10 protein-coding genes and 1 pseudogene are annotated in these 12,450 nt (G+C 68.0%); 7 read left to right on the top strand and 4 right to left on the bottom strand.

The annotated features are described in order from the left end of the window. Positions 1–64: 64 nt before the first annotated feature. Both QMG72_RS13200 and QMG72_RS13195 read right to left on the bottom strand, forming a co-directional pair. On the bottom strand, positions 65–1,354 hold the full coding sequence (locus QMG72_RS13200) for an MFS transporter (RefSeq protein WP_226775286.1): 1,290 nt from the start codon (positions 1,352–1,354) through the stop codon (positions 65–67). Between the two features lie 22 nt (positions 1,355–1,376). Then, the gene (locus QMG72_RS13195; protein ID WP_226775287.1) at positions 1,377–2,636 is read right to left on the bottom strand and encodes a M20 metallopeptidase family protein; all 1,260 of its coding nucleotides are present in this window, start codon (positions 2,634–2,636) and stop codon (positions 1,377–1,379) included. 150 nt (positions 2,637–2,786) lie between these two features. On the opposite strand from QMG72_RS13195, the gene QMG72_RS13190 reads away from it, so the two are divergent. Both QMG72_RS13190 and QMG72_RS13185 read left to right on the top strand, forming a co-directional pair. Further along, positions 2,787–3,818: an Lrp/AsnC family transcriptional regulator gene (locus QMG72_RS13190; RefSeq protein ID WP_226775288.1), complete on the top strand. Its 1,032-nt coding sequence runs from the start codon at positions 2,787–2,789 to the stop codon at positions 3,816–3,818. 166 nt (positions 3,819–3,984) lie between these two features. Continuing rightward, positions 3,985–4,512: pseudogene (locus QMG72_RS13185) on the top strand (MFS transporter); the annotation flags it as partial. A gap of 28 nt (positions 4,513–4,540) precedes the next feature. Here the strand turns inward: QMG72_RS13185 and QMG72_RS13180 are convergent. After that, entirely contained in the window at positions 4,541–5,200 is a 660-nt protein-coding gene (locus tag QMG72_RS13180) for a response regulator transcription factor (protein ID WP_283480763.1), read from the bottom strand. Next, entirely contained in the window at positions 5,197–6,534 is a 1,338-nt protein-coding gene (locus QMG72_RS13175) for a sensor histidine kinase (protein ID WP_283480761.1), read from the bottom strand. The genes QMG72_RS13180 and QMG72_RS13175 overlap by 4 nt, the downstream gene beginning before the upstream one ends. Positions 6,535–6,710: 176 nt before the next feature. Here QMG72_RS13175 and QMG72_RS13170 point away from each other — a divergent pair, with 176 nt between their 5' ends. The 5 genes from QMG72_RS13170 (at position 6,711) to QMG72_RS13150 (ending at position 12,406) form a co-directional block, all read left to right on the top strand. Next, positions 6,711–7,844 carry an FtsX-like permease family protein gene (locus tag QMG72_RS13170; RefSeq protein ID WP_283480760.1) on the top strand — a complete coding sequence of 378 codons (1,134 nt, stop codon included), beginning with the start codon at positions 6,711–6,713 and terminating at the stop codon, positions 7,842–7,844. Between the two features lie 73 nt (positions 7,845–7,917). Next, a complete protein-coding gene (locus QMG72_RS13165; protein WP_283480758.1) occupies positions 7,918–8,640 on the top strand; it encodes an ABC transporter ATP-binding protein in 723 nt (240 codons plus the stop codon). Positions 8,641–8,911: 271 nt separating this feature from the next. Then, the gene (locus QMG72_RS13160; RefSeq protein ID WP_283480757.1) at positions 8,912–10,372 is read left to right on the top strand and encodes an MFS transporter; all 1,461 of its coding nucleotides are present in this window, start codon (positions 8,912–8,914) and stop codon (positions 10,370–10,372) included. Between the two features lie 151 nt (positions 10,373–10,523). Further along, the gene (locus QMG72_RS13155; RefSeq protein ID WP_283480756.1) at positions 10,524–11,192 is read left to right on the top strand and encodes a response regulator transcription factor; all 669 of its coding nucleotides are present in this window, start codon (positions 10,524–10,526) and stop codon (positions 11,190–11,192) included. A gap of 35 nt (positions 11,193–11,227) precedes the next feature. Then, positions 11,228–12,406 carry a sensor histidine kinase gene (locus QMG72_RS13150; protein WP_283480754.1) on the top strand — a complete coding sequence of 393 codons (1,179 nt, stop codon included), beginning with the start codon at positions 11,228–11,230 and terminating at the stop codon, positions 12,404–12,406. The last annotated feature ends 44 nt before the right edge of the window (positions 12,407–12,450 follow it).

Below are 12,450 nucleotides of genomic sequence, written 5' to 3'. Positions count from 1 at the left end.
AGTTATGGCTGTTCTGAGCCTTCAGAACAGCCATAACTGATAGAGCAACCGGCGCCGCACCGGGTCAGGCGGTGAGGTCCTTGCCCTTGGTTTCCGGGATGGTGAAGACGAAGGCGGCGGAGATGGCCAGCAGCACCAGGGCGTAGATGTTGAACAGCTGCGGCATCTGCAAGCTCGTGCCCAGCCACTGCTGAAGGTACGGCGCGGTGCCGCCGAACAGGGCCACACAGATCGAGTACGGGACGCCGACGCCGACCGTGCGGATGCTGGTGGGGAACAGCTCCGCGTAGACGGCGGGGACGATTGCCGCGCTCGCGGCGATGAAGATCAGCATCACCGACATGCTTACGGCCAGCTGCCAGGCCGAATCCTTGAGGAGGGCGGTCATCGGAAAGTGCATGATGCCTGCGCCGATCGCGCCGGCCCACAGCACCTTTTTCCGGCCGATCCGGTCCGAGAGCTTGCCCCAGAACGGCAGCGCGGCGATGAAGACGATGTTGCCGATCACGCCGGCCCAGAGCGCTTCGCCGCGGTCGATCTTCAGCGCCGTGGTGGCGTAGCTGGGGGCGACGACACCCCAGATGTAGTAGATCACGGTCAGGCCGACCGTCAGGCCGATGACCTGCAGCGCCTGCTTGCGGTGCCGGACGATCTGCGGCCAGATCGGCGCGCGCTTCTCCGCCAGGGCTTCACCGGCGAAGACGTCCGTCTCGGGCAGCCGGGACCGCATGATCAGCGCGTACAGGCCCATGGCCGCGCCGACCAGGAACGGAATCCGCCAGCCCCAGGCGTTCATCACTTCCGTGCTCATGACCATGTTCAGCACGGCGCCGAGCAGCGTACCGAGCAGAATCCCGACTGTGCCGGAGGTGTAAATCAGGGTGGCCCAGAAGCCGCGGTGTTCCTTCGGCGCCATCTCCGACAGGTAGGTCTGCGACGATGGCAGCTCGCCGCCGTGCGCCAGGCCCTGCACGAGGCGCGCGACCAGGAGCATAAAGGACGCCCACGCGCCGACGGTGGCGAAGGTCGGCGCGACGGCGATCATCAAGCTGCCCACCGAGGCGAGGCCGACTGCGAGGGTCATGGACGCCTTGCGGCCGATCCGGTCACCGATCCAGCCGAACAGGAATCCGCCGAAAGGGCGCGCCACGAAGCCGACGGCGAAAATCGCCAGCGTGGACAGCACGGCCGAGGCGGGATCGGCCTTGCTGAAGAGCTGGCTGGCGATGAACGGCGTGAACGTGGCGTAGATGGCCCAGTCGTACCATTCGACGGCGTTGCCGATGCCGGTGCCGATGATCGTTTTGCGGGTGGAGGTCCGGGGTGCCGTGGGCACGGACGTGGTGGCGGTCATGGTTTCTCCCTCGGGGGTGGGGTTAGGAAAGGGTGGAGGCGGCGGCGGTGTCGCCCGCGCCGGGAAGGCCGGCTGCTGCCAGCGCGGCGAGCCGGCTAACGGCGAGTTCCGCGTAGAGCGCGGCCCCGTCGGCCAGCACGCCGTCGTCGAACGTGGCGTACGGGGAGTGGTTGAACGCGGCGGTGGCGTGGTCGGCGTCGCGGGGAACGGCGCTCAGCCCGATGAACGTGCCGGGGACCTCGGCGAGGACCCTCGAGAAGTCCTCGGAGCCGCTCAGCGGGGTGGCCCAGCGGGCGAGCCTGGAATCGCCGAACAAGCCCTCAATGACGGTCTCCGCGGTGCGGGTCTCGTCCTCGTCGGTGATGGTGAGCGGGTACTCCTGCTGGTAGTCGACGTCCACGTCGAGCCCGTGCGCCGCCGCGATGCCCTTGAGCAGGCGCGGCACGGCCTCCATCATCTTCTGCCGGGATTCCTCGGAGAAGGTCCGGATGGTGGCCTCGATGCGGGCGGTTTCCGGGATGATGTTGCGCTTGGTGCCGGCCTGCAGCACGCCCACCGACAGGACCACGGGATCGAACATGTTGAACTGGCGGGTGACCATGACCTGGAGGGCAGTGACCATTTCGGCGGCCGCGGTGACCGGGTCCTTGGCCGAGTGCGGGGCCGAGCCGTGGCCGCCGGCCCCGAGCACGGTGACCGTCAGGCCGTCCGAGGAGCTGAGCATCACGCCGGGCTTGGTGCAGAACGTGCCGTACCGTTCCAGGGCGGAAAAGACGTGCATGCCGTAGGCCGCGTCCACCCGTCGGCCCGCGGCGTCAAGGACGCCTTCCCGGATCATGTGGCTGGCGCCGTCGAAGCCTTCCTCGCCGGGCTGGAACATCAGCACGACGTCGCCGGCCAGCCGGTGCCGGCGTTCGGCCAAGAGGGTCGCGGCGCCGGTGAGCATGGCGGTGTGCAGGTCGTGGCCGCAGGCGTGCATGGCGCCGTCGATCCTGGAGGTGAAGTCCACGCCGGTTTTTTCCTGCACCGGCAGGCCGTCCATGTCCGCGCGAAGGAGCACGGCCGGGCGGGTGTCCGCGCCGGGAGCCTGTCCGCGCAGGACCGCGGTGACGGACGTCGTGTCCCGGCCGAGCGTGATCTCATAGCCGAGCCCGTCGAGGGCCTGGAGCACCTTCTCCTGGGTGCGGGGCAGCGTCAGCCCGATTTCCGGCTCCCGGTGCAGCTCGTGGCGGAAGCGGGCAAGATCCGCCTGCATTTCGCGGGCGTCTGCGGTGATCGGCACGTGGTCTCCTTTAGGTTCGGTTCGGCCGGGTTCGGCCCGGCGGGGTCTTGGGTCTATTCTGGAGTGACCTGCCTCACAGGGCCATAAAGGCCTGAAAAAATGCAAAATGCACTGCCTATCGCAGGTTTCGTGCATCGCCGGAGGGAAATCATGGAACTCAGCGAGGATGACCTTGCGCTGATCAACGTCCTGCAGATAGCGCCGCGCCTGAGCTGGGCGGATGCGGCGGACGTGCTGGGGGTCCACGCCACCACCCTCGCCGCCCGCTGGGAACGGCTGCGGACCGCCGGCGTCTCCTGGATCACGGCCCACCTGATCGGCGACCCCCACCAGATGTGCCTGGCGTTCGTCGCAGTGGATTGCGAAATGCACCGGCGCCGGGAAGTCACCGCCGAACTCGCCGGGATGCCGGAGATCATCACGGTGGAGGAGGCCGCCAGCAACCGGGACCTCATGCTGACCGTGATCACCTCCTCGCTGGATGACTTCAGCACCAAGGTGGTTTCGCGCTTGAAGGAGATCGACGGTCTGATCAAGTACCAGACCGCACTGTGCACCAGGCTGCACGCCAGCGGCGGCACCTGGCGGCTGAATGTTCTGAGCCGGGCCCAGCAGGCCGCTGTTAAGGCGATGGCCGGCCCGGATGCCCCCGGTGTCGTCCGGGCCGCCGCCAGGGACGATTTGCCGGCCAGCCACCTGGCGCTGCTGCCTTACCTGGCCAAGGACGGGCGGGCGACGGCGGCGGACATTGCCCGAGGGCTGGGCAGGCACCCCGCCACCGTGCAGCGACAGCTGAACCGGGTGCTCGCCAGCGGGATCCTGTCGTTCCGCTGCGAGGTCGCCCAGCGCTTCTCGGCGTTCCCTGTGACCTGCCAGTGGTTCGTCAATGTCCCGGCCGGGCGGCATGAGGAAGCGGCCGCTGAGTTGAAGACGATGCGGAACGTGCGGCTCAGCGCGTCCACCACTGGTCCGACCAACTTTGTGATCATTATGTGGCTGCAGTCCCTGGCGGACGTTATGAGCATCGAGTTGGTCCTGCAGCAAAAAGTGCCCGGGATCGTGCTCGTCGAAAGCGTGGTCATGCTGCGCACCGTGAAGCGCGTGGGCTGGATGCTGAACCCGGATTCCCGGGCGAGCGGCGCCGTCGTCGTTCCTGCCGAGGGGATCGGCGCGGCCGGCTGAACCGGCGGGGTCCCGCCCGCGCGGCGCGGCGCCAGGCTGCGGGCCGTGGCAGGTTGCTGCCCGCGGCGGGCTCCCGCCGGAGACGCCGTTCGCATAAGCTTCATCCCTGAGCCCCGCTGCCAGCCCGCCATCCCGCGAGGAGCGCGCTCCGGAAATGGCCGGAATTTTCCACCGCCGCTACGGCCTGATGGGCGGGCTCTAGACCACCGCGATCTGCGCCTCCGCTGCGCTTGGCGCAGGGTTCACCTACCCGGTCTTCAGCGCGACCGGGAATGGACCGCGGCGCTGCGGTTCTGGGCGCTGCCCGCCGGCGTTGTTCTTCTGCTGTTTGTGCCGCTGGCCATCAGGCAGCCCCACGGCACCCACCACGCTTCGCGCGGCGGCGTCAATGTGTGGCGCTCGGCGGTGGCATGGCAGGTGACCCTCTTTATGGTCCTCCAAGCCATGATGTCCTTCAGCGTTTTCGCTTGGCTGGCCCCGATCCTGCGCGAACGACGGGCACACCGCCGCGCACCTGTCCGGCATGATGCAGGGTGTGGGCTACGGGGTGGGTTCCACCGGCACCCTGATGGTCGGCCAACTGCACCAGGCCACGGGGTCCTTCGCGGCGGCGGGTGTGCTTTTCCTCGCGGTTGGTTCGCTGGCCGCGGTATTCGGCTACCGTGCCGGGCGGGACCGCTTCATCGGCGGCTGACGGACCCGGAAAGAGCGCCGAGGGGGTCCTATCCTTGCTGGCCGGGGGCCCGGATGATTCGGCGCCGGGTTGCTGCCGCGATGGCTGCGGTGCGGTTGTCCACACCGAGTTTGCCGTAGATGTGCACCAGGTGCGTCTTTACGGTTGCCTCGGAGATGAAGCTCTGTTTCGCGATAGCGCGGTTGCTGAGACCGGTCGCCAGCAATTCCAGCAGTTGGACCTCGCGCGGCGTGAGGACAGCTGTGGGATTGCTGATCCGGTTCATCAGCAGGGCCGCTATTTTGGGAGCCAGGGCAGTCTGCCCGGCGGCGGCAGCCAGCACGGCCTGCCGGATCTGTTCTGGCGGTGCATCCTTGAGCATGTAGCCGCTGGCCCCCGCCTCGACGGCGGCCAGGATGTCAGCATCCGTGTCGTACGTGGTCAGGATCAGGACCGGCGGGGCGGCCTCCAGCAGCTTGATCTGCGAGGTCGCTGTGACTCCGTCCATGCCCGCGCCCATTTGCAGGTCCATCAGCACAACATCCACGCGGTCGCCCAGGGTTTTCAACCGTTTGAGTTCCTTGAGCGCTGCGTCGCCGTCGGCTGCTTCGGCTGCCACCGAGATGCCCTCGAATTCGGTGAGCATCGCCCGCAGCCCCGCCCTGACAACGGGGTGGTCATCGACCAGCAGGATGCGGATCTCGTTCATTGTTGTTCCCTCTCCGGGGCGTCGTCCAGTGGCAGCCGGATGGCCACCACCGTACCCTCCCCGGGGGCTGATTCGATCTCGAGCGAGCCGTTGAGCGCCGTGACCCTTTCCTGCAGTGACCGGATTCCGAAACCGCTTCCATCCGTCCGTTCGTTCATCCGGGCAGCTAACCCGGCGGGGTCGAAGCCGATGCCGTCGTCGTAGATGTCCATCGTGACTTCACTGCCCAGAAACGCGACGGTCACAACTGCGTTGCCGGCTTTGGCGTGGTCCCTGACGTTGGCGAGGCTGGCCTGGGCTGCCCGGAGCAGGGTCACCCGGTACGGCTGCGGCAGCTCCGCGGGGGTCCCGTCGAGCTCGAACCGGCACCGCAGCCCAACGCCCCCGGCTGCGGAGCTGGTTTCCGTGGTGTCGCAGAGCCTGCGAAGGGTTTCCACCAGGGAGGTTTCCTGCAGATGAGGGGACGATAGTCCACGGACGAAGTTCCGGGCTTCGGCGAGGTTCTCCGAGGCTGTCTGCTGCACCAGCGCGAAACGTGCCGCCGCGGTGGCCGTGTCCCCGGCGGCGAGCGAATTTTCGGCCGCGCGGGCCACCAGCACAATGCTGGAGAGCCCCTGGGCAAGGGTGTCGTGGATTTCCCGGGCCAGCCGCTCGCGTTCGGCCAGGACACCGGCGTCGTGCTGGGTTGCTGCCAGCTCCGCACGGGTCCGGCGGAGTTCATCGGCTGCACGGCGCTGGTTCTCGGCTTCGCGGTACAGGGCACGGTACGCCAGCCCGGTCACGACCGAAAACGCCGCGCCAAACAGCGGACCAAGGACCACGGCTAGCTGCGGGACGGGAAGTCCGCTGGCCCCCCACTGGGCCGCAATCACCGCGACCGTCATCAGCGCGATCATCGGCAGCGCCACCGGTCGCGGCAACAGGTGCAGGTGCAGGAAGAAGAGGGGGAAAGCCAGCCATGCGAAGTCGGAACTTCCGGCCAGCAGGAGGGCCCACAAAGCGGTGACGATTCCCAGCCACAGGACACCGTAGCGGCGCGGATCGCGCGCTGTGCTGCCGGCGGCGAAGCGTTTTTCCATCATGGTGCCGGTGAGGTAAACCCCGGCCAGAACAAGCGCGGTCCCGGCCAAGGCATACCGCCCGGGGTCCCTTTCATTGGACACCAGCAGCCGCAGGACAGCCACTCCGAGCAGGGCGGCGAAGCCGACGTGCAGGGTGACCCTCAGTACGCGCAGGATCGCAACGGAGGGCGCAGCATCCAGTCCGCGAAGCGGGGCGCCGGGTCGGCTAAGACCGGTCCCGTTCAGGGCGTGGAGTGGTTCCGTGGCAGGCATTGGATCAGCTTATGCCTGCCCGGCCCGGGCCGGATCAATCAAATGGTTGACCCGGTGCTCAACCATTCTTCGACCGCGGCTCAATCAACTGCACGATGGCGCCGCCGCCTGCCCGCGGGAGAGTGGATCCAGGAGCTTTTCCGGCCACCGCCTCACCCACTGAAAGAAGAACAAACGTGTTTCTTGCCATCCGCGATATCCGCTTCGCCAAGGGCAGGTTTGCCCTGATGGGCGGCGTCGTTGCCCTGATCACCCTGCTGCTCGTTATGCTCTCGGGACTCACAGCCGGGCTGGGCGACCAGTCGACGTCGGCCATCGATAAACTCGGCGCCACCAACGGCGGCGGAGTCGACGCCAAGGCAGTGGACAGCATCGTCTTTGGCGCCCCCGGCACCAACGAGCCCAAGGCCTCCTTCACCGAAAGCGAAGTCACCGCCGCCCAGCTCGACAGCTGGAGAAACCGGGCCGGCGTCCGGAACGCGGAGGCAGTGGGCATCAGCCAAACCCGGTTCCAGGCCGTGGCCGCGGATACCGGGGCGGGTACCGGCACCACCAACGTCGCAGTCTTCGGTGTCTCGCCGGACGCCCGGCTGGCGCCGTCCCGGGTCACCGCGGACACCGTGGTGATCGGCAAAACCGTCGCCAAAGCCCTCTCCCTGACCACCGGGGACAAGGCCAGCGTCGGGGGAATCGAACTGACCGTCAGTGCAGTGGTCGAGGACCAGTGGTACTCGCACACCAGCGTCGTCTGGACAGCGCTTCCCGCCTGGTCGAAGCTGGCCCACCTCAGCGACCCGGAGCAGCTCGGAACCGTCGCCGCCATCACCTACAACGACGGCGCCTCCGTTGACGAGGCAGCCGCGAACGCAGCAGCCCGCACCGTAAGTGCCACACGCACCGGATCCTTCCAGGCACTGGGGTCCTACAAGAGCGAGAACGGCTCCCTGCTTCTGATGCAGGCGTTCCTCTACGGCATCTCCGCCCTGGTCATCGTGGCCTTCCTGACCGTATGGACCGTCCAGCGGACCCGCGACATCGCCGTGCTGAAGGCGATGGGCGGATCAAGTGCCTACATCCTGCGTGACGCCATCACCCAGGCCGCTGTCGTCCTGCTGGCCGGGGCCGGACTCGGCGGCGGGATCGGCATCCTCGGCGGCTTCTTCGCCGCCCAGGCAGCCCCCTTCCTGGTCAACCCCGCAACAACACTCCTGCCCATCCTTGGAATCATCGCCCTCGGCCTTGCCGGAGCGGCGCTGGCGGTCCGCCGCGTCACCAAGGTCGACGCCCTCATCGCCCTCGGCGGGAACTAAAACCTCCCCGGACGCCTGGCCGCGTCCGCAGCGCAGATCCCGGCCCGTGCACATTTTGAAAGGAAACAACACCATGTCCTCTACCTCCAGCTCCCGCACCTCCGAGCGCGGTCCCCTCCACCTCGACAACGTCAGCCTCGAATACCCGGACGGGGACGGAACCATCAAGGCCCTTGACGCCGTGAACCTCACCGTACAGGCGGGTCAGATGGTCTCCCTCGTCGGTCCGTCAGGTTCCGGCAAATCCAGTCTCCTCGCCGCCGCCGCCACCCTCGTCCGCCCCACCCGTGGCCTCGTGATCATCGACGGAACTGACGCCACCGGGCTCGGCGACAAGGACCTCACCGCGCTGCGTCGGGAGAAGATCGGCATCATCTTCCAGCAACCGAACCTGCTCGCGTCCCTGACGGCCGCCGAACAACTCATCATCGGCGACCACCTGCGCGGAAAGTCCGTCAAAGCCGCCCGTGCGAAAGCCGCGGAACTGCTCGACGTCGTCGGACTCTCCTCGAGTGCGGACAAACGGCCGCACCAGCTCTCCGGCGGCCAGCGCCAGCGGGTCAACATCGCCCGCGCCCTGATGGGCGATCCCAAGGTCCTGCTCGTGGACGAACCCACCGCGGCCCTGGACCACGAACGCAGCGGCTCGATCGTCCGGCTCCTGCGCCGTGTCACCGACGACTTTATGGTCGCCACCGTTATGGTCACCCACGACACCGAATTCGTCCCGCTGACCGACTCGGTCGCCACCATGCGCGACGGCAAGCTCACCGCCCCCGTGCTGACCACCGTCTGATGCCCAACACCCGGATGTGACCTTAAACCTGGAAGCGCCGGACGCCGGCTTCACTAAATGGCTGCATTCGCCGTCCGCGGCCGTGACCGCCGGGCCGGCGCTGCGGCAGCGTGAGCCGGGAATCCCGCGCTAGGGCGCGAAGGGCCTGCTGTGGCATGCTTCCCTTAACCTTCTGGCGTTATTCGTTGAAAGCTCCAGCAAACCCCCGGACCGGCACTACCTCAGTTTTGGTTGATGTTTTAGAGCTGCGTCCCTGACCACCGATCAGGCCATGCCCGCACTCCGACCCGCCCGCGTTTCGAGCCTAAATTCAGCAGGCATCTTCGACCGCGACTATTTACTCGTGACCCTGGGTGCCTGCGCCTTGGTGTTCCTGGCCGCTTTCGAATCGCTGGCGGTGACCACGATCATGCCGGTGGTCAGCCGCGAGCTGGATGGGGCTGCCCTCTACGCCCTGGCGTTTGCCGGGCCGTTCGCCACGGGCGTTATTGGCATGGTGGCCGCTGGCAACTGGTCTGACAGGCACGGCCCGGTGGGGCCGCTGTACGCGTCCGTGGCCATGTTTGCGGTTGGGCTGCTGGCCGCCGGAACGGCCGGGAGTATGCCGGCCCTCGTGGCAGGCCGCCTGGTCCAAGGCCTCGGCGGCGGCGCAATTACGGTGGCGCTGTATGTCGTGATCGCCCGGGTTTATCCGCGGGCACTGCACCCGAAGATTTTCGCCGCTTTTTCCGCGGCCTGGGTGATTCCTTCGCTGGTGGGCCCCTTCGCCGCCGGCCTCGTGGCGCAGCTGGCCAGTTGGCACTGGGTCTTCCTGGGCGTAGTGGGGCTTGTGGTTCCGGCCCTGCTCATGATTGTGCCGGCACTGCGCGGACTGCACGGCACGCCCGACGCCGACATCCCGGAAGGCGCACCGCCGGTGGACATGTCCACTGGCGGTGCTCGGAAGGCCTGGGGCTACGGCCGGCTTGCGTGGGCTACCCTCGCGGCGCTCGCCGTCCTCGGCTTGAACCTCTCCGTCCGGCTTCCGGTGGCCGGCGGAGTCGTGGGCGTCGCCGCCGTGGCCGTGGCCCTGATCGCCGTCCGCCCGCTGGTGCCGCAGGGCACTTTGACCGCCCGACGCGGCCTCCCCAGCGTCATCCTCACCCGCGGCTTAGCGGCTGCTTCGTTTTTCGGCGCCGAGGTTTACCTGCCCTACCTGCTGGTGGAGCGCTACTCCTTCACGCCCACTTTCGCCGGGCTCACCCTGACCGGCGGCGCCGTCGCCTGGGCCGCCGGCTCCGCAGTCCAGGGCCGGCTCGGGGAGCGCCTGGATCACCGCCGAGCGGTCCGAATCGGCGCGGCGCTGGTGCTTGCCGCAATCGCCCTGGTGCTGGTGAGCACGGTCCTCGGCTGGCCGGCCGTCGTCGCGATCGCCGCGTGGGTGCTCGCCGGAGGCGGCATGGGGCTGATGTACGCCCGCCTGAGCGTGATGACCCTGGGCCTGTCCAGCAAGCAGAACGAGGGCTTCAACAGTTCCGCGATGTCCATTTCCGACTCGCTCGGCGGTGCGCTGTCCCTCGCCACCACGGGAATTGTCTTTTCCGCGTTCACCATGGCGGGCGCGCCGGCGGCCTCCTTTGCCGGCGTCTTCGCGCTTACAGCGGTGATCGCCGCCGCCGTCGTCGTGGTCGCCCCGCGGGTGGCCGCGCCGCAGGCATCGGCGAGGCCCGGCCGGGGGAGGTCGAAGGGTTAGGGCCCGGCGTCCGCCCTTATGTTGCCCGGTTGCCGCGAGCTGGGTGGCCGGGCCGGCCCGCACGGCACCGCCGCAGGGCACCCCCGCGGGCCAGCCGCGCACGGCACCCGCGCACGGCTCCGGCGCTGGCGCCGGACCTATACTTCAGACCATGACGGTTGGGCCGAGGGTGCTGCTGGTGGAAGACGATTCAAGCCTGGCCGCAATGCTCAGCGAGCTGCTTGCGGGCGAGGGCTACGCCGTGGTGCTGGCCCAGGACGGGCAACGCGCCCTGCATGAGGGTCTCAGCCAGGAGTTCGACGTGCTGTTGATGGATCGGGGGCTCCCGGCCATCGAAGGACTGGACGTTCTTGAGCGGCTTCGGGACCGCGGCGTGGATGCCCCCGCACTTATCCTCTCTGCGCTGAGCAATCCTGCGGACCGCGTGGAAGGCCTTGACCGGGGCGCCGAGGATTACCTGGGCAAACCCTTCGACGTCGACGAGCTCCTTGCCCGGCTGCGGTCCCTGCTGCGCCGCCATCCGACGCGGGCCGGCGCCGTCCGGGTCCCGGGCGGCATGCTGGACGTTGACGGCCGCACGGTCACCTCAGCCACCGGAACGGTCATTGTCCTGTCCGAGCGGGAAAGTGAGCTGCTGGCCCAGCTGGCCCGCAGCCCCCGCCAGATCTTCACCCGGGAAGGCCTTGTCAGCGCGGTATTCCCGGATGCCGACGACGACGGCGTTGTGGACACCTACGTGCACTACCTGCGGAAGAAACTGGGCCGGTCCTCGGTGCTGACAGTCCGCGGAGTCGGCTACCGGCTCGGAGAAAACCGTTGAGGTCCCGTGCCAGCACTGACTCGAAGGGCGCGGTGGTGCGACTCGCCGTTCAGTTCGCTGCGCTTATCGTGGTTCTGCTCGCGCTTATGGGTGGACTTATGCTCTCCGTCGTGGCCGCCGGCGCCGATGAAGCAGACAACCGGAAACTGGTGGGGGCCACCCTGATTGACTCAACCCGGGATGCCCCGCTGGACGTCTTCCTGGCCATCTCCAGCAACGGCCAGCTGAGCGTTTCACGCAACATGCCGGCAGGACTGCCGGACGTCGCTGCCATCTCCCGCGTGAGTGTGGCCGGCGGGAGCGAACGGGGGAAAGTCCAGGTAGCGGGCCGGACCTATGCCGTTTTAACCGCTTTCCACGACGGCAGGGTGGTCCAGGCCGCCGTCGACCAGCGAGAACGGCAGGAGGAGTCGGACCGGCTGATCCTCGCACTGGTGGTTGCCGGAGCGGCCGCCGCGGTCCTCGCCGCAGCCGCTTCCGTATGGATGGCAAGGCGTGCCATGCTTCCGCTGGTGGAGAGTGTGGCACTGCAGCGCCGGTTCATCGCCGACGCCAGCCACGAACTGCGGACTCCGTTGACGTTGCTTAGCACCAGGGCGCAGCTGCTGCGCCGGCGGCTGATGGGCTCCGGTGCGGCTCCGGCACCGCAGGAGATCGCGAAAGGCGTCGAAGGCATCGTCAATGACTCAAAGCTGCTGACAGGGATCCTGGACCACTTGCTGATGGCGGCCGACCCCCGGGGAGCGGCAGACTTCACACCGGTCAACCTTTGTGTCGTCGGGGGCGGCGCCGCAGCCCTTGCCGGCGGGCAGGCAGAGTCACAGTCCCTCCGGCTGGAAACAGAGTTCCCGCCGGAGCCCGTCGTCGTCCGCGGGTCCGCGGTGTCGCTGGGCCGGGTCTTCACCGCGCTCATTTCCAATGCACTGGACCACGCCAGGACCGCAGTCCACATCAGCGTCAGCACCCGCGGCAGGGACGCAGTGCTTCGGGTCACCGACGACGGAGCCGGCTTTGCCGCCGGGACAGAGGCGCGCGCCTTTGAACGGTTCGCCTCCGCCCGCCCCGAGGCTCCCGCCACCGGGAAGCCGCGCCATTACGGGCTTGGGCTGGCGCTTGTGGCCGAGATTGTCTCGCTGCACCACGGAACCGTGCGCGTAGAGCCGCATCCACCGGAGGGCGGGGCCTCTATTGTGGTCACCCTGCCGCTTGCCTGAGCGCTTCGCCGGCCGCTGACAAGCCGTGAAGACTCAAATCCGGG

The sequence above is a fragment of the Pseudarthrobacter sp. PH31-O2 genome, assembly GCF_030063265.1.
Taxonomy (GTDB): Bacteria; Actinomycetota; Actinomycetes; order Actinomycetales; family Micrococcaceae; genus Arthrobacter.
Note: the sequence above shows the minus strand (reverse complement) of the source record. Positions and strands in the feature narration are given on the sequence as shown.